The organism is Paracidovorax wautersii (genome assembly GCF_031453675.1).
Taxonomy (GTDB): Bacteria; Pseudomonadota; Gammaproteobacteria; order Burkholderiales; family Burkholderiaceae_C; genus Paracidovorax.
This window is the reverse complement of sequence record NZ_JAVIZX010000001.1, coordinates 258538-277907: the sequence shown is the minus strand read 5'-3', so window position 1 is coordinate 277907 and position 19370 is coordinate 258538. Positions and strand designations below refer to the sequence as shown.

Sequence of the window (19370 nt, the reverse complement as noted above, 5' to 3'; positions counted from 1 at the left end):
CTAAGAGGTTCCTGGCCGCACGGTATCAAGGCAGTCATGCGGCGCCGTGCATCCGGGCGCTGCATGGAATGGAAGGCATCATAGCCCGAACAAAGCGGCAGTCTGCCGCGCGTGCGCCTGCAGGTCTGTCAGTGAAATGCCTTCGTTGTACACCACGATGTCGGCGGCGCGCCTTCGGCGTTCGCGCGGGGCCTGGGACGCCAGGATGGCCTGAATCGCCGCAACTTCCAGGCCGCTGCGGGCCTGTACGCGGGCGATCTGGGTGGCCTCGGTGCAATCGACGACCGCTACCGCATCCAGCTGGCCCGCCCAGCGGCCTGATTCCACCAGCAGCGGAATATCCAGTACCAGCAAGCGGCAGCCCGTATCTTCCGCGGCCTGGGCTGCTCGCTGGATGGCAGCGCCGACCAGGGGGTGAAGGATGGCCTCCAGCCGGGCCTTGGCGGCCCCATCCGCAAAGACGTGGCTCCGCATGGCTGCGCGGTCCATCGCGCCATCGGCCCCGATGAAGCCAGGCCCGAATGCGGTCCGGATGGCCCCGATCGCGTCGCCCCCAGCTGCCGTCAGGCTGCGCGCGATCTGGTCGGCATCCACCACCCTGGCTCCGCAATTCGCCAGCATCTGCCCGAAGGTGCTCTTGCCGCTTCCGATCCCGCCTGTGAGACCCAGGCGCAGTGGGCGAGGCTCAGTCCGGCAGCGGATGTCCATTCAAAGGCCCAGCGCGCCCAGGATGGCCTGCATGACGCGCTGCGGGCCGAACACCATGGCGGTCAGCCCCGCCCCGGCCAGGAAGGGGCCGAAGGGGACATATCCTCCTTCGCGCAGGCTGCTGGCGAATTTCATGCCGATGCCCACGATGGCGCCGATCACCGACGCGACCAGAATGATGGGTACCAGCGCCTCCCAGCCGAACCAGGCGCCAAGAGCGCCGAACAGCTTGAAGTCGCCGTAGCCCATGCCTTCCTTGCCGGTGGCCAGCTTGAACGCCCAATACACCGTCCACAGGGCGAGGTAGCCAGCCGCTGCACCTAGAACCGACGAAAACAACGGTACGGCAGTGGCATGGAACGCGGCGGCCAGCATCCCGCCCCACAGCAGCGGCAGCGTGATGTCGTCGGGCAGTAGCGTCGTATCCCAGTCGATGAAAGCCAGTGCCACCAGCGCCGCGGAGAACGCACACCAGACCGCGCCGGTGGCGGACAGCCCCCACCGCGCGCCGCACCAGAAGAAAAGTGCCGCTGTCAGCAACTCCACCAGGGGGTAGCGCGGACTGATGGGGGCCTTGCACGCCGAGCACCGCCCACGGAGAAACAGGTAGCTCACGACGGGAACGTTCTCGTACCAGGCGATGGCGTACCCACAGGAGGGGCAGCGTGACCGCGGCTGCCACAGGTTGAATCGCTCCGCGCCAGGTGGGGCCTGCTCCGCGATGGATGGCGCCACGTCGTGCGCGGCAGCCTGCGTGTCGGCGGCATACTGAGCATGTTCGGCCGCCCACTGGCGCTCCATCATCTTCGGAAGACGGTGAATCACCACATTGAGGAAGCTGCCGACAAGCAGCCCCAAGACGCCGAGCAGTGCGGCATCCATCCAGTCAGCCACGGGCATCAGACCACCTGGCCCAGCTTGAAGATCGGCAGATACATCGACACCACGATGCCGCCGATGAGGGTGCCCAGGAAGACGATGATGATGGGCTCCATCAGGCTGGACAGGCCGGCAACCATCTCGTCCACTTCCGATTCATAGAAGTCCGCCGCCTTGCCGAGCATGTGGTCGATGGAGCCGGATTCCTCGCCGATGGCGCACATCTGGAGCACCATGGACGGAAACACGTTCGCATTCGTCATGGCGGCTGTCAGGCTGGTGCCGGTCGACACTTCCTGCTGGATCTTCTCGGTTGCGCTGGCATAGACATAGTTGCCCGACGCGCCGCCGACCGAATCCAGGGCTTCCACCAGCGGCACGCCGGCAGCGAACATCGTCGACAGCGTCCGCGTCCAGCGCGCAACGCAGGACTTGTCGATGAGCGGGCCGAAGACGGGTAGCTTGAGCAGGGCCCGGTCCATGAAGATCTGCATCTTCTCGTTGCGTTTCCAGGCCTGCATGAAGAAGTAGATTCCGCCACCCACCACGCCGAAGATCAGCCACCACCAGCTCACGAAAATCTCGCTGATGGCCATGACGAAAAGCGTGGGCGCCGGCAGGTCGGCGCCGAAGGAACTGAAGACCTCCTTGAACGCGGGAATCACGAAGATCATGATGATCGTGACGACGACGAATGCCACGATGACCACGGAAGTCGGGTACATGAGCGCGGAGCGGATCTTGGACTTGATCGCTTCGGTTTTCTCCATGTACAGGGCCAGCCGGTCCAGCAAGGCTTCGAGAATACCGGCCGCTTCACCGGCCTCGACCAGGTTGCAGTAGAGGCTGTCGAAGTACATGGGGTACTTGCGAAACGCCGCGCTGAGCGAGGTGCCGGTTTCGACATCGCTGCGGATGTCGTTGAGCAGCTTGGCAACACTGGGGTTGGCATTGCCGCGCCCCACGATGTCGAAGGACTGCAGCAGGGGTACGCCCGCCTTCATCATCGTGGCCATCTGCCGTGTGAACAGTGCAATGTCCTTGGGCTTGATGCGCTTGCCGGACTTGGTGCGCCGTTTCTTGATCTTGACGGGCAACACGCCCTGGCGCCGCAAGGTGGCCTGGATCTGGTTTTCTCCCGAGGCCCTGATTTCCCCGCGCACCACCTTCCCGTGCCGGTCCTTGCCCTCCCATTCGTAGACAAAGTCCTTGATATCCCTCTTCGCTGCGGTGACCATCTTGAGTCTCTCTGTGGTTACTCGTTGGTGACGGCCAGCACTTCTTCCAGCGAAGTGAGACCCATCTTGGCTTTGTACAGGCCTGATTCACGCAGGGAGCGCACGCCTTCCATCTTGGCTTGTTGCGCAATCTCCAGGGCGCTCCCGTCGCGCAGGATGATCTTCTGCATCTCTTCGGAAATAGGCATGACTTGGTAGATGCCGAGGCGGCCCTTGTAGCCGTTGTTGCACGCGGAGCAACCCACGGGTTTGTAGGTGACCCAGGAGCCATCGACCTCTGCTTCGTCGTAGCCCGCATCCAGCAGGGCTTCCACTGGAATGTCGGCGGGGGCCTTGCACTGGAGGCACAGGCGGCGTGCGAGCCGCTGGGCCGTGATGAGGATCACGCTGGATGCGATGTTGAACGGGGCAATGCCCATGTTGCGCATCCGCGTGAGCGTCGTAGGGGCATCGTTGGTGTGCAGCGTGGAGAGCACCAAGTGCCCGGTCTGGGCTGCCTTGATCGAGATGTCCGCCGTTTCGAGATCGCGGATTTCCCCCACCATGATGATGTCAGGATCCTGCCGCAGGAAGGACTTGAGCGCCGCGGCAAACGTCAGGCCGGCCTTCTCATTCACGTTGACCTGGTTCACCCCCGGCAGGTTGATTTCCGAGGGGTCCTCGGCCGTCGCGATGTTCACGCCGGGCTTGTTCAGCAGATTCAGGCAGGTATACAGCGACACCGTCTTGCCCGAGCCAGTCGGGCCGGTGACCAAGATCATCCCGTAGGGCCGGCCAATGGCGCGCAGCAGCCGTTCCTTCTCCTCGGACTCATAACCCAGTGCGTCGATGCCCAGCTTGGCGCTGTTCGGGTCCAGAATCCGGATCACGATCTTCTCGCCGAAGAGGGTGGGCAGGGTGCTCACGCGGAAATCGATGACACGGTCCGCTCCCACCTTGAGCTTCATCCGCCCGTCCTGCGGCACGCGTTTTTCCGATATGTCCAGCCGGGAGATCACCTTGATCCGCGAAGCCAGCTTGTCCTTGATCGCGATGGGCGGGCTGGCGATTTCCCGCAGTTCGCCGTCAATGCGGAACCGCACCCGGTACTGGTGCTCGTAAGGTTCGAAATGCAGGTCGGATGCCCGCATGTGGTATGCGTCCAGCAGCATCTTGTGCAGGAACTTGACGATGGGCGCATCTTCGACTTCCGTCGTCGCGCTCGTATCGGGCTCTGCAATTTCCTCCGTGGAGATCGAATCGAAATCGATGTCTCCGCCGCTGGAAAGGGTCTCCATCGATTCGCTGACGCTCTTCGAAGTGCTTTCGACCAGGCGGATGATCTTGTCGTATTCCGCGATGATCCAGTCCACCCCCATCTGGGTGCTGAACTTGATTTTCTCTGCGGCTTCCTGGTCCGTGGGGTCTGCGGTCGCAACGATCAAGCGGTTGTTCCGCTTGCTCAGCACGATGACCTTGTAGGCATAGCAGATCTTGCCGTCCAGCAGATCCTTGGGAAACCGTTGGGGGTCGATGGCTTCGATGTCCACCAGGGGAGCGCCAAAGACCGCTGATACGGTATGGGCGAGTTCCACTGGGGAAATGCTGCCCGATTTGGTCAGTTCTGCGATGAAGCTGACGCGCCCAGCCTGGGCCTTCTTGAAAATATCTTCCGCCGCTGCCTGGGTGAGCTTTCCCGCCGAGATCAATGCACGTCCCAATCCGGGAAGCGCGATCATGGGTGCATCTTTTGGCGGGGTTTCTAAGGCGGCCATGTAAACAGCGAATTCGGGGGGATGGAGGAATAAACCATCCTATCATCGCTGATCGCCTGTACCGTGTACAGGCAGCCACATCATGGAGGGGGCTGCGGCCGCCGGACGCATGGCAGACCGTTGGCTCACATGTGAATGGTCGGGGTGAGAGGATTCGAACCTCCGGCCTCTACGTCCCGAACGTAGCGCTCTACCAGGCTAAGCTACACCCCGACTTGGACGATCCTGAAATGTTTCAGACCCGTCGACTCAACAGCTGAGCCGCCAATTGTAGCAGGGCTTCGGTGTGCGAATTGCGCGGCAATTGGGACGTCGCGTCGATCGCGAGCTGGGCCTGTGCGGCGGCTGCTTCGCGAGAGGCATCAAGCGCTCCGGTCTGCTGCACGATCTCGATGACGGCGTGCAACTGATCCGTCGACCCCGTTTCGATGGCGGTGCGGATCGTGGTGCTCTGTTCCGGCGTGCCCCGTTGCATGGCGACGATCAGGGGCAGCGTGACCTTGCCCTCACGCAGGTCGTCACCGAGGTTCTTGCCCATCTCGAGTGCTTCGCCGTCGTAGTCCAGAATGTCGTCGATGACCTGGAAGGCCGTGCCCAGCGCCTGGCCGTAGTCAGCGCAGGCTTTCTCGATTTCGGGTGGGCTTTGCATGAGAACGGCTGCCAGCCGTGCGCTGGCCTCGAACAGCTTGGCCGTCTTCGAGCGGATCACGTGGAGATAGCCGGCCTCGTCCAGGCTGGCGTCGTGCGTGTTCATGAGTTGCTGCACCTCGCCTTCCGCGATCACGTTGGTCGCTTCGGAGAGGATCTGCATGACGCGCATGTCGTCCGCGTCCACCATCATCTGGAAGGCGCGCGAATGCAGGAAATCGCCCACGAGCACGCTGGCAGGATTGCCGAAGCTTTCGTTGGCAGTCGGGCGTCCGCGGCGCAGCGTGGATTCGTCCACCACGTCGTCGTGCAGCAGCGTGGCGGTGTGGATGAATTCGACCACGGCAGCCAGGTTGTAGTGCTGGGTTCCCTGATAGCCAAGGGCTCCGCACATCAGGAGCAGCAGTGCGGGGCGCAAGCGCTTGCCGCCGGCGGAGATGATGTACTTGGCGACCTCGCCCACCAGGGGTACGGAGGAGTCCAGGCGCAGGGCGATGACCTTGTCGACCTCTAGCATGTCGTCTGCGATCAGGGCGAGGGCGGATGCGGAACGGTGGGTGGGGGCGGCCAAGGCGTTGCTGCTTTACGGATATGGAAGGGGCGAATTATAGGAACCGTGCCGCCCGGACGCGGACAGTGCGGCGGCCTACCGTGCCTGCATGTGACCGTCGGCCGCAAGGCCGCTGGGGTGGATTGTGGGCTGAGGTGGCTTGTTGTACAATCTCGGGTTCCGCGGAAATCCGTCTGCGGGACTCATATCTAAGAGGTTTACATGTACGCGGTCATAAAAACCGGTGGCAAGCAATATCGCGTTGCTTCCGGCGAAAAAATCAAAGTAGAACAGATTGCTGCGGACGTAGGCCAGGAGATCGTGATTGACCAGGTTCTGGCTGTCGGCAACGGCGCTGAACTCAAGGTTGGCACGCCCCTGGTGTCCGGCGCAACTGTGACTGCCACTGTGGTGGCACACGGCAAGCACGACAAGGTGCGCATTTTCAAGATGCGTCGTCGTAAGCACTACCAAAAGCGCCAAGGCCATCGCCAGCAGTTCACCGAGCTGCAAATCGGTGCGATTGCTGCTTAACAGGGAGCTATACCATGGCACAGAAAAAAGGCGGCGGCTCTACGCGAAACGGGCGCGATTCCAAGCCCAAGATGCTCGGCGTGAAGGCTTTCGGTGGTGAACTGGTGAGCGCCGGTTCCATCATCGTGCGCCAGCGCGGTACCCGCTTCCACCCCGGCGCGAACGTCGGTTTGGGCAAGGACCACACGCTGTTCGCCCTGGTGGACGGCCACGTGTCGTTCGGTACCAAGGGTGCGATGTCCAAGCACACGGTCAACGTGACGGCTGCCTGAGGCGCGTCACTTCGACCCACTTCGAAGCCCCGCTCCGTCGGGGCTTCGTTGTTTCAGGGGCGCTGCCGCTGGCGTCCCGTGGTGCCCCGCTTGGCCGGGGCCTTTGCGTTTTCAGCGCCACCGGCTGAACCCGCCGTTTTGTAAACTGGATACCCATGAAGTTCGTCGACGAAGCCTTTATCGACATTGCCGCCGGAGACGGGGGCAATGGCTGCGTGTCGTTCCGCCACGAGAAGTACAAGGAATTCGGCGGACCCAATGGGGGCGACGGCGGCCGGGGCGGGCATGTCTTCGCCGTGGCGGATCCCAACCTCAACACGCTGGTGGACTACCGCTATTCGCGCCGTCATGAGGCCAAGCGGGGCGAGCACGGCATGGGCTCCGACATGTTCGGTGCCGCAGGCGACGACATCACGCTGAAGATGCCCGTGGGAACCATCATCACGGACGCAGAAACCGGCGAAGTGCTCTACGAATTGCTGGTGCCGGGCGAGGTCATCACCATCGCCAAGGGCGGCGATGGCGGCTTTGGCAACATGCGCTTCAAAAGCGCCATCAACCGCGCGCCGCGCCAGAAGACGCCGGGCTGGCCGGGTGAGCGCAAGAACCTCAAGCTCGAACTGAAAGTGCTGGCCGACGTCGGCCTGCTGGGCATGCCGAACGCGGGCAAGTCCACCTTCATCGCTGCGGTCTCCAATGCACGGCCCAAGATCGCCGATTACCCGTTCACCACGCTGCATCCCAACCTGGGCGTGGTGCGTGTGGGGCCGGAGCAGAGCTTCGTGGTCGCGGACATTCCCGGCCTGATCGAGGGTGCGTCGGAAGGGGCGGGTCTGGGTCACCAGTTCCTGCGCCACCTGCAGCGCACGCGTCTGCTGCTGCACGTCATCGACATGGCCCCGTTCGACGACAGTGTGGACCCGGTCGCGCAGGCCAAGGCCATCGTCGGTGAGCTCAAGAAGTACGACGCCCAGCTGTACGACAAGCCGCGCTGGCTGGTGCTCAACAAGCTGGACATGGTTCCCCAGGAAGAGCGGGCGCAGCGCGTGCAGGATTTCGTCAAGCGATTCAAGTGGAAGGGGCCGGTCTTCGAGATCTCCGCATTGACGCGCGAGGGCTGCGAGCCGCTGGTGCAGGCCATCTACCGCCACGTGAAGGCCGAACAGCAGGCCGCCATGGCGCCGGCGGAGGTGGATCCGCGCTTCGCCGCCGGGGCCGATCCGCTCTGATCCCGTGGGGCTGCAAGAATCGGTGATTGCTCCTTTTTTGATAGCTTGCTGCGCTTGATACACCTGCGCTGGCGGCACAAATGGCTTTGAAGATGGTATCCAGCGTATTGCGCGACGCACGTCGCATCGTGGTCAAGGTCGGCTCCAGCCTCGTCACCAACGAGGGGCGGGGGCTGGATGAGCAGGCCATCGGCGAATGGAGCCGCCAACTTGCGGCCCTGGTACGCGGCGACGGCGGCGTGCGCCGCGAGGTGGTGATGGTGTCCAGCGGTGCCATCGCCGAAGGCATGAAGCGCCTGGGCTGGGCGGCGCGGCCCAGCGAGATCCACGAGCTGCAGGCTGCGGCGGCCGTCGGTCAGATGGGGCTGGCGCAGATGTACGAGACGAAGCTGCGCGAGCAGGGCATGGGCAGCGCGCAGGTGCTGCTCACCCATGCCGACCTGGCCGACCGCGAGCGCTACCTGAACGCCCGCTCCACCTTGCTCACGCTGCTGCGCCTGGGCGTGGTGCCGGTGATCAACGAAAACGACACGGTCGTGACCGACGAGATCAAGTTCGGTGACAACGACACGCTGGGGGCGCTGGTCGCCAACCTCGTGGAGGCCGACGCCCTCATCATCCTGACGGACCAGAAGGGGCTGTACACCGCCGATCCGCGGCGCGATCCGGCTGCGCAGTTCGTGCACGAGGCCCATGCGGGCGACGCTGCGCTGGAAGCCATGGCTGGCGGCGCGGGCTCCAGCATCGGCAAGGGGGGCATGATCACCAAGATCATCGCGGCCAAGCGAGCGGCCGGCTCCGGTGCCTCCACCGTCATCGCCTGGGGGCGTGAGCCCGACGTGCTGATCCGGCTGGCGCAGGGCGAGGCCATCGGTACGCTCCTGGTGGCGCAGACGGCCAAGACGCAGGCGCGCAAGCAGTGGATGGCCGATCACCTGCAGCTCCGTGGTTCGGTCACGGTGGATGCGGGCGCGGCTGCCAAGGTGCGCGACGAGGGCAAGAGCCTGCTGCCGATCGGCATGGTGGCGGTCGAGGGCGATTTCTCCCGCGGTGACGTGATCGCCGTGCGCGATGCGGGCGGCACTGAAATCGCCCGTGGCCTGGCCAACTACGCGAGCGCCGAGGCCCGCCTCCTGTGCCGCAAGGCATCGAGCGAATTCGAGCGCCTGCTCGGCTACACCGCCGAGGCGGAGATGGTGCACCGCGACAACATGGTGGTGAGCCACGGCTGACGCCATTCTGCGGGCGGCCAAGGTCGCTGGATCACGGCGGTGGACGGCCACCGGCATGACCTGTCTGGCACAAAAGCAAAGGGCCTCTTTCGAGGCCCTTGGTGTTGGTGCTGTGCCGATCGGTGGCGGGCACTGCCGGAGCGGTGCGTCTGCCTGGGTTCGCCGCTGTCAGGCGGTGCCCGGCTCGTGCCGCGGCGTGTCTGCCGGGGGCGCCGACAGATCGGGTGTTGCCGTTGCCTGGCCTTGCGGATCGGGGTCGAAGGAGGCGCCGGGTGGCAGCTCCATACCGGGGCTGACCAGCAGCGAGCCGGCGCGGTGCATGGGACCGGCGTGGGGCTCGGATTCACGCGTGCGCATGCCGCTGCGCAGGTAGCGATTGCGTTGTTCGTGCCGAGGCAGAAAGCGCGCCAGTTCGGTCAGCGCCATTTCGTACACGCCGCGCTTGAATTCGACCACCACGTCCAGCGGCACCCAGTAGTCGTTCCAGCGCCAGGCATCGAACTCGGGGTGGTTGGTGGCGCGCAGGTTCAGGTCCCAGTCGTGGCCCAGCAGCTGCAGCAGGTACCAGATCTGCTTCTGGCCCTTGTAGTGGCCGCGGGCGTCGCGGCGGATGTACCGGTCTGGCACCTCATAGCGCAACCAGTCCCGGGTGCGGGCAACCACGCGGACGTGGTTCGGCTGCAATCCCACCTCTTCGTGTAGCTCGCGGAACATGGCCTGCTCGGGGCTTTCGCCCCGGTCAATGCCACCCTGCGGGAACTGCCAGCTGTGGGTGCGGATGCGCTTGCCCCAGAACACCTGGTTTCTCTGGTTGAGCAGGATGATGCCGACGTTCGGCCGAAAGCCGTCCCGGTCAAGCATAATCTAACCCCAATTTTTTAAACTGTGACCATTATGCACGGTGCCTTGCACGCGGCAAGCGGACCTGCCTCAGTTGCCTGAAGTCGCCCGATGAAAGCCTCCCAATTCTTTGTCTCCACCCTGAAGGAAGCCCCGGCGGATGCCGAGGTCGTCAGCCACAAACTCATGACGCGGGCGGGGCTCATCAAGAAGCTGGGCGCTGGTGTCTACAACTACATGCCGATGGGCCTGCGGGTGATCCGCAAGGTCGAGGCCATCGTGCGCGAGGAGATGAACCGCGCGGGCGCCGTGGAGTGCGCAATGCCGGTGGTGCAGCCGGCAGAGCTGTGGCAGGAAACCGGCCGCTTCGACAAGATGGGCCCGGAGCTGCTGCGCATCCAGGACCGCCACGGCCGCGACTTCATCATCCAGCCGACCAGCGAAGAAGTGGTCACTGACATCGCGCGACAGGAGCTGCGCAGCTACAAGCAGCTGCCCAAGAACCTGTACCAGATCCAGACCAAGTTCCGCGACGAGCGCCGTCCGCGCTTCGGCCTGATGCGTGGGCGCGAATTCATCATGAAGGACGCCTACAGCTTCGACCGCGACCAGACTGCGGCCAAGGCGAGCTACCAGGTGATGGCCGCGGCCTACCGTCGCATCTTCGACCGCTTCGGGCTGACGTACCGCGCGGTGGCGGCCGACAGCGGTGCCATCGGCGGCGACCTGAGCGAAGAGTTCCAGGTCATCGCCGCCACCGGCGAGGACGCGATCGTCTACTGCCCGCAGAGCGATTACGCCGCCAACATGGAGAAGGCGGAGTCGCTGCCCCCCGCCGGCCCGCGCCCCGGTGCCACGCAGCCCGTGGCCAAGACGCCCACGCCCGGCAAGAGCACCTGCGCCGATGTGGCCGAGCTGCTGGGCGTGCCGCTCCAGCACACCGTCAAGTCCCTGGTGCTGGCCACCGACGAGACCAATGCCGCTGGCGAGATCGTCAAGAGCCAGGTCTGGCTGCTGCTGCTGCGCGGGCGACCATGACATGAACGAGATCAAGGTCTCCAAGGTGCCGGGCCTGGACAAGGGCTTCCGCTTTGCCACGCTCTCCGAGATCGAATCGCACTTCGGCTGCAAGCCGGGCTACCTGGGCCCCATCGGCCTGCAGCAGCCGGTGAAGCTCGTGGCCGACCGTGAGGTGGCCGTGATGGCCGACTGGATCTGCGGCGCCAATGCCGCGGACTTCCACCTGACCGGCGTGAACTGGGGCCGCGACCTGCCCGAGCCCGAGCTGGTGGCCGATCTGCGCAACGTGGTGGCGGGCGACCTGTCGCCGGACGGCCAGGGTGCGCTGGCCATCGAGCGCGGCATCGAGGTGGGCCACGTGTTCTACCTGGGCACCAAGTACAGCAAGGCCATGAACGCCACCTTCCTGGGCGAGGATGGCAAGCCGGCCTTTTTCGAGATGGGCTGCTACGGCATCGGCATCACGCGCCTGCCGGCCGCTGCCATCGAGCAGAACCACGACGAGCGCGGCATCATCTGGCCCGACGCCATCGCCCCGTTCACGCTGGTGGTCTGCCCCGTGGGCATGGACCGCAGCGAGGCGGTGAAGGCCACGGCCGAGCAGCTCTATGCCGACCTGCTGGCCGCAGGCGTGGACGTGATCCTGGACGACCGCGGCGAGCGCCCCGGCGCCATGTTCGCCGACTGGGAGCTGATCGGTGTGCCGCACCGCGTGACCATCGGCGACAAGAGCCTGAAGGACGGCGTGGTCGAGTACCAGCATCGCCGCGATGCTGCCGCCACCAAGATCGCCGTGGCCGACATCCTGGCCCACGTGAAGGGCCGGCTGGCCGTATGAAACCCGGAGCCCCGCGCAGCGTGGCCCCCGCGCCCGCCGCGGCGGGGTTGAGCCGCCGCGCGCTGTGCATGGCGTCGGTCGCGGGCGGGCCGGCCGCCTGGCTGGGGCTGCCGCAGGCCGCGCATGCGGGTGGGCAGCTGGAGGAGCCGCTGGTCGATTCCGTGCGCACGGCCCTCAGCTCGGCGGTGGCCTTTCAGGCGCCGCTGGAGCCCACCTTCGCCACCACCGAGGCCCGCCTGGCCTACCTGCGCTGGCTGGCCGCCATGAGCGACCGGCTGCGCGCGCGCAAGCCCGACTGGCAGGTGCGCCGCGATTTCCTGCAGACCGTCTGGTACGAGGCCAAGCGCTCGGGTTTGGACGTGTCACTGGTGCTCGGACTGATCCAGGTGGAGAGCGCGTTCCGCAAGTTCGCCGTGTCCAGCGTCGGCGCGCGGGGCTACATGCAAGTCATGCCGTTCTGGACGCGCGTGATCGGAGACGGCGACGCCAGCAAGCTGTTCCAGATGCAGACCAACCTGCGCTTCGGCTGCGTGATCCTGCGCCACTACCTGGACCGCGAGCGGGGCGATCTGTACATGACGCTGGGCCGCTACAACGGCAGCCGCGGCAAGGCGCCGTACCCCAACGCGGTGTTCGCGGCGCAGCGCAACTGGTTCTTCCAGGAAAAGCTGGCCTGATCAAAAACGATAGCTGGTTGCGCTGATCGCGGCTGGGGTTGGACGCTATTTGACTATGAAGTGCCCGCGGGTACTGCGCAACCAGCTCTTGATTTGATAGCGAAGCTGGAGCCCTTGAGCGCGCACGCAAGGCCTGCGCGCGCACGTGGCCGCAGGTCAGCCCGCAGCCTGCGCAGCGCCTGACGCCGCCGTGTCCGCCGACCCGGACAGGCGCGACACCATCACCTGGTCGATGCGGTAGCTGTCGACGTCCAGCACCTCGAACTTGTAGCCGCCCCAGTTCACGCTGTCGGTGCGCCGCGGCACGCGGCGCAGCATCACCATCAGGAAGCCGGCCAGCGTCTCGTACTCCTCGGCGTGGGGCAGTTCGTCCAGGTTCAGCGCGTGCAGCACATCGGTGATGGGCGTCACGCCGTCGATCAGCCATGAGTTCTCGTCGCGCCGCACGATCTGCTCCTCGTCCGGCGCGCCCATCACCAGATCGCCCATGACGGTGCTCATCACGTCATTGAGCGTGACCACGCCGACGACCAGGCTGTATTCGTTCACGATGACCGCGAAGTCTTCATGCACCTGGCGGAACTGCTCCAGCACCTCGCCCAGCGAAAGCCGGTCCGGCACGATCAGCACCTTGCGCACCAGGCCTTCTTCCGTCAGCGAGATGGGCTGGTTGTTCAGCACGCGCTGGAACAGGTCCTTGGCGTCCACATAGCCCACAACGTGGTCGATGTCGCCGTCGCACACCGGATAGGTGGAAAACGGCTCCTCGGCGATGCGTGCACGGATCACCGTGTCCGGATCGTCGCGCAGAAAGTAGGCGATGCGGTCGCGCTGGGACATGGCGCTGGAGACGGTCCGCGTATCCAGCTCGAACACGTTGGCGATGACCTGCTGCTCGCGTGCGGCCAGCACGCCGGCGCGGGCGCCGGCTTCCATCATGGCCAGGATGTCGTCCGAGGTGATGCGGTCGTCGCGCAGCGAGGGCAGGCCCAGCACGCGGAACACCACGTCCGCGCCGCGGCTGTAGAACCACACCAGCGGTGCCAGCAGCGTCATCAGCAGCTTCATCGGCCGCGCCGTGCGCATGGCCAGCCGTTCGGGGTCGGCCATGCCCAGGCGCTTGGGGAACAGGTCGGCGAAGAGGATGAACAGCGACGTGATGATGAGGAACGACGCCAGGAAGCCGAAGGTCTGCGCCTTGGACTCCGACACCCACAGCCCGAACAGCTCGGTGAAATGCGGGGAGAGGGCGCCTTCGCCCACGATGCCGCCCAGGATGGCCACGGCGTTCTGCCCGACCTGGACCACGGTGAAGTAGTCTCCCGGCTGCTCCTGGATGCGCATCACCCGGTCGGCGCGGGGATCGCCCTCGTCCGCCATCTGCCGCAGCCGCAGGCGGCGCGAAGCCGCCAGGGAGATCTCCGCCAGGGAGAAGAACGCGCTGGCCACGATCAGGAGGCCGATGACGAAGAGACTTTGCGACAGGGTCATGGAAGGGGCCGGCGCCGAGGGACATGCAAGCAGGCGCGCAAGCCCTGGAAGTGTAGCGGGGCGTTAGGGAACCTCTGCACGAATCACCGCGCCGTGTGCATCTGCAGCCTCGGGCAGTCTGCGGCGTTGCAAATACTCGCAATAGCCACGCTATTGCTGCGTTTTGCGCCTTGCATCCCCTCCCGATCCGCAGCGCCCACTTGCCGCTCGATTCGTGCAGAGGTTCCTCAGCGTTGCGCGCAGTCCTCGGGCCCGGTCGGGTCGGGGCCTAGCGCACGGCGGCCGCGGGCGGCGCGCCGCCTGCGCGGCTACTGCACGAAGCCGATGCGTCCTTTGCGCGTCGCGCCGGCGGGCAGGTCGGCCACCTCGACCACGCTGCGCTGGTGCAGGCGCGCGTTGCCGAAGCCGGTCATCAGTGCGCGCCGCATCTCGCGCGGCGGCATCTGGGCGAGCACGTCCAGCACGTCCGGCTCGGGCTCGGGCTCCAGCAGGCGGCCCCAGTCGTGGTCGGCGCGGATGCCGCGGTACAGGTTGCGTGCGATGGCGCGCGCCTGCTCGGGCGTGGGCGAGGGCACCTGGAACACGTTCATGCGGTTCATGATGGGCGCCGGAATGCCGCGCTCGTCGTTGGCGGTGGTGATCCAGATCACCTGGCTGGCGTCGATGGCGACCTCGGCGAACTCGTCGGTGAAGGCCTGCGCCGTGTCGTGCTCCAGCAGGCTGTAGAGCGCGCCCAGCGGGTCGTACTGCGCGTCGCCGGCGGCCTTGTCGATCTCGTCCACCACGATGACCGGGTTGGCGTACTCGCCTTCGACCAGCGCCTCGAACACCTTGCCCGGCCGCGCGCCCTTCCATTGCGAGGACGAGCCCGACAGCAGCCAGCCGGCCGTCATGGAACTCATGGGCACCAGGTTCATGCCGGTGCCCAGCAGCTCGGCCAGGTGGCGGGCGAAATGGGTCTTGCCGATGCCCGGCGCGCCCAGCAGCAGCATGGGCGTGACCTCCAGGCCGTCGCGGCTGTCCTGGGCCAGCGCGACGTGGCGGCGCACGTCGTCCAGCACCTCGGTGAAGTTGGGCAGCTGCTCGTACAGGCCGGCCATGTCGGGCACGCCGGAGGGCTTGACCTGGAAGCGCTCGGGGCCGCGCTCCAGCATGCGTTCGTACACGGTGCGCAGGCCCTCGTGTTCGCGCTGGCTGCCCGTGTCCTGCAGGCGCGAGAGCTTGCGCTCCACATCGGCGGGATGGAACACGTTGCGGATCTGGGCCACAGGCAGGCGCAGGGCCGGCGTCTGTGGAACAAGGCTGTGCGTGGTCGTCATGCGCGCTCCCTCAGTTAAGAAGACACGGATTCATTCAAGCACACAACATGCCGGCCCTCAATGGCGAAAAAACCCGGTCAACCGGTCGGCGCAGGCCGCGTTCGCAGGGCTTCCGGCGGATGCGCGTTGGACGCCCCGGGCAGCGGGTGTGGCGCGCGCAAAAGAAAAGGCCGCCTCGCGGCGGCCTCGTCAATGCGGCGTTCAGGCGCCGGTTTACTGGGGCGTGCCCAGCACCTGCTTGAGTTCGCCCGATTCGTACATCTCCATCATGATGTCCGAGCCGCCGATGAACTCGCCCTTCACGTACAGCTGCGGGATGGTGGGCCAGTTGCTGTATTCCTTGATGCCCTGGCGGATCTCGGCGTCGTCCAGCACGTTCACCGTGGCGACGGACTTGGGGTCCACGCCGCAGGCCTTCAGGATTTGGATGGCACGGCCGGAAAAGCCGCACATGGGGAAGCTGGCGCTGCCCTTCATGAACAGCAGGATGTCGTTGGTCTTGACCAGCTGGTCGATGCGTTGCTGTACGTCGCTCATGGGTTTTCTCCTGGTGGGTCCACCCGCAGCGGGCGGCAAGAAGGCAAATGGGGATGGAACGGGATTATTCCACCGTGGGGGTGTCCCGGGCAGCGGCAAGGCCGTTGCCCGGGGCGTGGACGGTCCAGCGCGCGCCGGTGCAGCGGGCGTGCCCCGCCAGATCGGCGCGGCTGTGCACCTGCGTGAAGCCGGCCGCCTGCAGCAGGGCCTGCACGGCTTCGGCCTGGTCCCAGCCGTGCTCCAGCAGCAGCCAGCCGCCGGGCGCCAGATGGGCAGGGGCCTGCGCCACGATGGTGCGCAGGTCGTCCAGCCCGTCGGGCCCGCTGGCCAGGGCCTGCAGGGGTTCGTGGGTGAGGTCGGCCAGGTGGGCGTCGCCGCTGGCGATGTAGGGCGGGTTGCTGACGATGGCGTCGAACACTTGGCCGTCCTCCAGGCCCTGCAGCCAGTGGCCGTGGCGCCAGCGCACCGGCAGACCCAGCCGCGTGCCGTTGGCCCGGGCCACCTGCAGCGCGTCGGCGCTGGCATCCACGGCCGTCACCTGCGCCGTGGGCCGCTGGTGCTGCACGGCCAGGGCGATGGCGCCGCTGCCGGTGCCCAGGTCCAGCACACGCGGCGTGGGCAGGGGGGCGATGGCTTCAAGCGCCCAGTCCACCAGGGTTTCGGTGTCGGGGCGCGGGTCCAGCACGCGGGCGTCCACGGCCAGGGGCAGGCCGTAGAACTCCTTGGTGCCGGTGAGGTAGGCCACGGGCTCGCCGGCCGCGCGGCGCTGGCACAGGGCGGTAAAGCGGGCGTGTGCCTCGGGGGCCAGGGCATCGGTGTCGTGCGTGAGCAGCCAGGCCCGGTCGCCACCGGGCCGGCCCAGCACGTGCAGCAGCAGCATCTGCGCATCGATACGGGGCAGGCCCTGGCCGATGGCGCCGGCGAGCGCCTGGGCGAGGGTGTAGGCGGGCGAGGGCGTGGTCACGGGCATGCTATGAAATAAATTGCTGCTTGCGCTCATCGGGTGAGGGCTGAAGGCCGATTGGGCTCTGAGAGTGCCGAGGCGGCCACGTCAAACCTGCTCCAGCTCCTCCAGCAGTTCGGCCTCGCGCGCGTGGGCCAGGGCCTGCAGCACCTCGCCCAGGTCGCCTTCCATCACGGCCAGCAGCTTGTACAGCGTGAGGTTGATGCGGTGGTCGGTGAGCCGCCCCTGCGGGAAGTTGTAGGTGCGGATGCGGTCGCTTCGGTCGCCGCTGCCGATCAGGCCCTTGCGCAGCGCGGCCTCCTTGGCGGCGCGCTCGCTGCGCTCCTTCTCCTGGATGCGCGCCTGCAGCACTTGCAGCGCCTTGGCCTTGTTGCTGTGCTGGCTGCGGCCGTCCTGGCACTCGGCCACGATGCCCGTGGGCAAATGGACCACGCGCACAGCCGAGTCGGTCTTGTTGATGTGCTGGCCGCCGGCGCCGCTGGCGCGGAAGGTGTCGATGCGCAGGTCCGCCGGGTTCAGCGTGATGGCCTGGTGTTCGTCGGGCTCGGGCATCACGGCCACGGTGCAGGCGCTGGTGTGGATGCGGCCCTGCGTCTCGGTGGCGGGCACGCGCTGCACGCGGTGGCCGCCCGATTCGAAGCGCAGCGCGCCGTAGGCACCGTCGGCCTCCACGCGCAGCACCACTTCCTTGTAGCCGCCGATCTCGTTCTCGTTGGCGCTCAGGATCTCGACCTTCCAGCCCACGCTGGCAGCGTAGCGCGTGTACATGCGGGCCAGGTCGGCGGCGAACAGGGCGGACTCGTCGCCGCCCGCGCCGGCGCGGATTTCCAGGAAGGCGTTGCGCGCGTCGTCCGGGTCCTTCGGTAAAAGCAGGCGCTGCAGCTCGTCTTCGAGCCGGGGCAGCTCGGCCTCGGCAGCGGCGATTTCTTCCTGCGCCATCTCGGCCATGTCCGGGTCGGCCAGCATCTCGCGGGCACCGGCCAGATCGTCCTCACGCTGGCGGTAGCGGGCGTAGCGGCCGGCGATCTGCGTGACCTCGGCGTGCTCCTTGGAGATGGTGCGGTACTGCGCCATGTCGGACATGATGTCCTCGCGCGAGAGCAGGAAGTCCAGCTCTTCGAGGCGCTGGGCGTAGCGTTCCAGCTGGTTTCTCAGAAAGGGTTTCATCGGGGCAGTGAAAGGTTTTGCTACCGTTTTGGTAGCTGATGGCGCTTGAAGGATAAGCGCCACAGGCCTAAAGGACTCGAACTCGGAGGAGGGCCCGCGCGCAGCGCAGGCGGGCGGCGGCGAGCGCCGCTACAGGCCGTTCTTGGCCTGCGAGCGCAGGAACAGGCGCGAGACGGTCTGCGCCGTCTGGGCGCGCGCCTCGGCGTCGCCGGCGCGCAGCTCGGCCAGGGTGCCGTGCAGCATCTTCTGCGCCAAGCCGCGCGAGAGGGCTTCCAGCACGGCGTCCACGTCCTCGCCTTTGGCCAGCAGCTTCTTGGCGCGGGCGATCTCCAGCGCGCGCCACTCGTCGGTCTGGGCGTTGAGCTGCTGGATCAGCGGCACGACGCCGCCCACGCTGCTGCCCACCGGGCTGCGCAGGTCCATCCAGTGCATGAAGCTCTGCACCCCGGCGTCGATGATGGCCTCGGCCTGGGCCACGGCGGCCTGGCGGTTGGCCTGGGCGGTCTGCACCACGCCGGCCAGGTCGTCCACGGTGTACAGGTACACGTCGCCCAGGTCCTTGACCTCGGGCTCGATGTCGCGCGGCACGGCCAGGTCGACCATGAAGATGGGGCGGTGGCGGCGTTTTTTCAGCGCGCGCTCCACGGCGCCCAGGCCGATGATGGGCAGGCTGCTGGCGGTGCAGCTCACCACGGCGTCGAATTCGTGCAGGCGGTCGGGCAGGTCGGACAGGCGCATCACCTCGCCGCCGAAGCGCGTGGCCAGCTTCTCGCCGCGCTCCAGCGTGCGGTTGGCGATGGCGATGGCCTTCGGGTTCTTGGCGGCGAAGTGCGTGGCGCACAGCTCGATCATCTCGCCCGCGCCGACGAACAGCACCTTGATGTCGGAGAGGTCTTCAAAGAGCTGGCCGGCCAGTCGCACGCCGGCGGCCGCCATGCTGATGCTGTGTGCGCCGATCTCGGTGCTGCTGCGCACCTCCTTGGCGACGGCGAAGCTGCGCTGGAACAGCTGGTTGAGCGTGGTGCCCAGGGCGCCGGCGGATTCGGCGGCGCGCACCGCGTCCTTCATCTGCCCGAGGATCTGCGCCTCGCCCAGCACCATGGAATCGAGCCCACTGGCCACGCGGAAGGCGTGGCGCGCGGCCATGCCGTCTTCGAGCGCGTAGGAGTGCGAGCGCAGCATGGAGGGGCTCACCCCGCCGCTGTGGGCCAGCCAGTCCAGCGTGTGGTCCAGCGCCGTCTCATGGCCAGCACAGTAGATCTCGGTGCGGTTGCAGGTGGAGATGATGGCCGTCTCGACGCTGGGATGGCGGATGGCGCCGCCCAGCGACTGGCGCAGGCCCTGCAGCGTGGGCGCGATCTGGTCGAGCGCGAACGCAAAACGACCGCGCAGATCGAGCGGCGCGGTCGTGTGGTTGATGCCGAGGGCCCAGACTGCCATAGGCACGCATTATAAAATTTGTTGCATTCCAAG

17 protein-coding genes, 1 tRNA gene and 1 pseudogene are annotated in these 19370 nt (G+C 66.3%); 6 read left to right on the top strand and 13 right to left on the bottom strand.

The window, feature by feature from the left end; all coding sequences use genetic code 11:
• Window positions 1–78: 78 nt before the first annotated feature.
• The 6 genes from coaE to QE399_RS01250 form a co-directional block, all read right to left on the bottom strand.
• Window positions 79–708, bottom strand: a complete 630-nt coding sequence (gene coaE, locus QE399_RS01275) for a dephospho-CoA kinase (RefSeq protein ID WP_309825540.1) — start codon at window positions 706–708, stop codon at window positions 79–81.
• Window positions 709–1608, bottom strand: a complete 900-nt coding sequence (locus tag QE399_RS01270) for a prepilin peptidase (RefSeq protein ID WP_309825539.1) — start codon at window positions 1606–1608, stop codon at window positions 709–711. It abuts the gene before it with no gap.
• Window positions 1608–2825: a type II secretion system F family protein gene (locus tag QE399_RS01265; RefSeq protein WP_309825538.1), complete on the bottom strand. Its 1218-nt coding sequence runs from the start codon at window positions 2823–2825 to the stop codon at window positions 1608–1610. Before QE399_RS01265 ends, QE399_RS01270 begins: the two co-directional genes overlap by 1 nt.
• 17 nt (window positions 2826–2842) lie before the next feature.
• Window positions 2843–4579, bottom strand: coding sequence for a type IV-A pilus assembly ATPase PilB (gene pilB, locus QE399_RS01260; protein ID WP_309825537.1), 1737 nt, complete (start codon window positions 4577–4579; stop codon window positions 2843–2845).
• A gap of 136 nt (window positions 4580–4715) precedes the next feature.
• A tRNA-Pro gene (locus tag QE399_RS01255) sits at window positions 4716–4792 on the bottom strand.
• Window positions 4793–4814: 22 nt separating this feature from the next.
• Window positions 4815–5744 carry a polyprenyl synthetase family protein gene (locus QE399_RS01250; protein ID WP_405044052.1) on the bottom strand — a complete coding sequence of 310 codons (930 nt, stop codon included), beginning with the start codon at window positions 5742–5744 and terminating at the stop codon, window positions 4815–4817.
• Between the two features lie 255 nt (window positions 5745–5999).
• On the opposite strand from QE399_RS01250, the gene rplU reads away from it, so the two are divergent.
• The 4 genes from rplU to proB all read left to right on the top strand — a co-directional run bounded on the left by rplU (window position 6000) and on the right by proB (window position 9044).
• Window positions 6000–6311 carry a 50S ribosomal protein L21 gene (gene rplU / locus QE399_RS01245; RefSeq protein WP_011796717.1) on the top strand — a complete coding sequence of 104 codons (312 nt, stop codon included), beginning with the start codon at window positions 6000–6002 and terminating at the stop codon, window positions 6309–6311.
• A gap of 14 nt (window positions 6312–6325) precedes the next feature.
• Complete coding sequence (rpmA, locus tag QE399_RS01240; RefSeq protein WP_309825535.1) at window positions 6326–6583, top strand: 50S ribosomal protein L27; 258 nt, start codon at window positions 6326–6328, stop codon at window positions 6581–6583.
• A gap of 155 nt (window positions 6584–6738) precedes the next feature.
• Window positions 6739–7812, top strand: coding sequence for an Obg family GTPase CgtA (gene cgtA, locus QE399_RS01235; protein WP_309825534.1), 1074 nt, complete (start codon window positions 6739–6741; stop codon window positions 7810–7812).
• A 92-nt stretch (window positions 7813–7904) separates the two neighbouring features.
• Window positions 7905–9044: a glutamate 5-kinase gene (gene proB, locus QE399_RS01230; protein ID WP_309831887.1), complete on the top strand. Its 1140-nt coding sequence runs from the start codon at window positions 7905–7907 to the stop codon at window positions 9042–9044.
• Window positions 9045–9212: 168 nt separating this feature from the next.
• Here proB and QE399_RS01225 read toward each other — a convergent pair whose 3' ends face one another.
• On the bottom strand, window positions 9213–9905 hold the full coding sequence (locus QE399_RS01225; RefSeq protein ID WP_309825532.1) for an RNA pyrophosphohydrolase: 693 nt from the start codon (window positions 9903–9905) through the stop codon (window positions 9213–9215).
• Window positions 9906–9995: 90 nt separating this feature from the next.
• Here QE399_RS01225 and QE399_RS01220 point away from each other — a divergent pair.
• Both QE399_RS01220 and QE399_RS01215 read left to right on the top strand, forming a co-directional pair.
• Window positions 9996–11742 (top strand): annotated as a pseudogene (locus tag QE399_RS01220) (proline--tRNA ligase).
• Complete coding sequence (locus tag QE399_RS01215) at window positions 11739–12419, top strand: lytic transglycosylase domain-containing protein (RefSeq protein ID WP_309825530.1); 681 nt, start codon at window positions 11739–11741, stop codon at window positions 12417–12419. Before QE399_RS01220 ends, QE399_RS01215 begins: the two are co-directional and overlap by 4 nt.
• Before the next feature lie 156 nt (window positions 12420–12575).
• Here QE399_RS01215 and paeA read toward each other — a convergent pair whose 3' ends face one another.
• The 6 genes from paeA to hemA all read right to left on the bottom strand — a co-directional run bounded on the left by paeA (window position 12576) and on the right by hemA (window position 19337).
• Window positions 12576–13910 carry a polyamine export protein PaeA gene (gene paeA / locus QE399_RS01210; RefSeq protein ID WP_309825528.1) on the bottom strand — a complete coding sequence of 445 codons (1335 nt, stop codon included), beginning with the start codon at window positions 13908–13910 and terminating at the stop codon, window positions 12576–12578.
• A 308-nt stretch (window positions 13911–14218) separates the two neighbouring features.
• The gene (locus tag QE399_RS01205) at window positions 14219–15229 is read right to left on the bottom strand and encodes an AAA family ATPase (protein ID WP_309825527.1); all 1011 of its coding nucleotides are present in this window, start codon (window positions 15227–15229) and stop codon (window positions 14219–14221) included.
• A gap of 213 nt (window positions 15230–15442) precedes the next feature.
• Complete coding sequence (grxD, locus tag QE399_RS01200) at window positions 15443–15766, bottom strand: Grx4 family monothiol glutaredoxin (RefSeq protein WP_309825525.1); 324 nt, start codon at window positions 15764–15766, stop codon at window positions 15443–15445.
• A gap of 64 nt (window positions 15767–15830) precedes the next feature.
• On the bottom strand, window positions 15831–16736 hold the full coding sequence (gene prmC / locus QE399_RS01195; RefSeq protein WP_309825524.1) for a peptide chain release factor N(5)-glutamine methyltransferase: 906 nt from the start codon (window positions 16734–16736) through the stop codon (window positions 15831–15833).
• 81 nt (window positions 16737–16817) lie between these two features.
• Window positions 16818–17897, bottom strand: a complete 1080-nt coding sequence (gene prfA, locus QE399_RS01190) for a peptide chain release factor 1 (RefSeq protein ID WP_309825522.1) — start codon at window positions 17895–17897, stop codon at window positions 16818–16820.
• 129 nt (window positions 17898–18026) lie between these two features.
• Entirely contained in the window at window positions 18027–19337 is a 1311-nt protein-coding gene (gene hemA / locus QE399_RS01185) for a glutamyl-tRNA reductase (protein ID WP_309825521.1), read from the bottom strand.
• Window positions 19338–19370 lie beyond the last annotated feature (33 nt).

What these genes read in the sequence shown, in the direction of transcription:
- coaE (WP_309825540.1), bottom strand. Translation starts at nt 708, where the DNA reads ATGGACATCCGCTGCCGGACTGAGCCTCGCCCACTGCGCCTGGGTCTC.
- QE399_RS01270 (WP_309825539.1), bottom strand. Translation starts at nt 1,608, where the DNA reads ATGCCCGTGGCTGACTGGATGGATGCCGCACTGCTCGGCGTCTTGGGG.
- QE399_RS01265 (WP_309825538.1), bottom strand. Translation starts at nt 2,825, where the DNA reads ATGGTCACCGCAGCGAAGAGGGATATCAAGGACTTTGTCTACGAATGG.
- pilB (WP_309825537.1), bottom strand. Translation starts at nt 4,579, where the DNA reads ATGGCCGCCTTAGAAACCCCGCCAAAAGATGCACCCATGATCGCGCTT.
- QE399_RS01250 (WP_405044052.1), bottom strand. Translation starts at nt 5,744, where the DNA reads ATGCTAGAGGTCGACAAGGTCATCGCCCTGCGCCTGGACTCCTCCGTA.
- rplU (WP_011796717.1), top strand. Translation starts at nt 6,000, where the DNA reads ATGTACGCGGTCATAAAAACCGGTGGCAAGCAATATCGCGTTGCTTCC.
- rpmA (WP_309825535.1), top strand. Translation starts at nt 6,326, where the DNA reads ATGGCACAGAAAAAAGGCGGCGGCTCTACGCGAAACGGGCGCGATTCC.
- cgtA (WP_309825534.1), top strand. Translation starts at nt 6,739, where the DNA reads ATGAAGTTCGTCGACGAAGCCTTTATCGACATTGCCGCCGGAGACGGG.
- proB (WP_309831887.1), top strand. Translation starts at nt 7,905, where the DNA reads ATGGTATCCAGCGTATTGCGCGACGCACGTCGCATCGTGGTCAAGGTC.
- QE399_RS01225 (WP_309825532.1), bottom strand. Translation starts at nt 9,905, where the DNA reads ATGCTTGACCGGGACGGCTTTCGGCCGAACGTCGGCATCATCCTGCTC.
- QE399_RS01215 (WP_309825530.1), top strand. Translation starts at nt 11,739, where the DNA reads ATGAAACCCGGAGCCCCGCGCAGCGTGGCCCCCGCGCCCGCCGCGGCG.
- paeA (WP_309825528.1), bottom strand. Translation starts at nt 13,910, where the DNA reads ATGACCCTGTCGCAAAGTCTCTTCGTCATCGGCCTCCTGATCGTGGCC.
- QE399_RS01205 (WP_309825527.1), bottom strand. Translation starts at nt 15,229, where the DNA reads ATGACGACCACGCACAGCCTTGTTCCACAGACGCCGGCCCTGCGCCTG.
- grxD (WP_309825525.1), bottom strand. Translation starts at nt 15,766, where the DNA reads ATGAGCGACGTACAGCAACGCATCGACCAGCTGGTCAAGACCAACGAC.
- prmC (WP_309825524.1), bottom strand. Translation starts at nt 16,736, where the DNA reads ATGCCCGTGACCACGCCCTCGCCCGCCTACACCCTCGCCCAGGCGCTC.
- prfA (WP_309825522.1), bottom strand. Translation starts at nt 17,897, where the DNA reads ATGAAACCCTTTCTGAGAAACCAGCTGGAACGCTACGCCCAGCGCCTC.
- hemA (WP_309825521.1), bottom strand. Translation starts at nt 19,337, where the DNA reads ATGGCAGTCTGGGCCCTCGGCATCAACCACACGACCGCGCCGCTCGAT.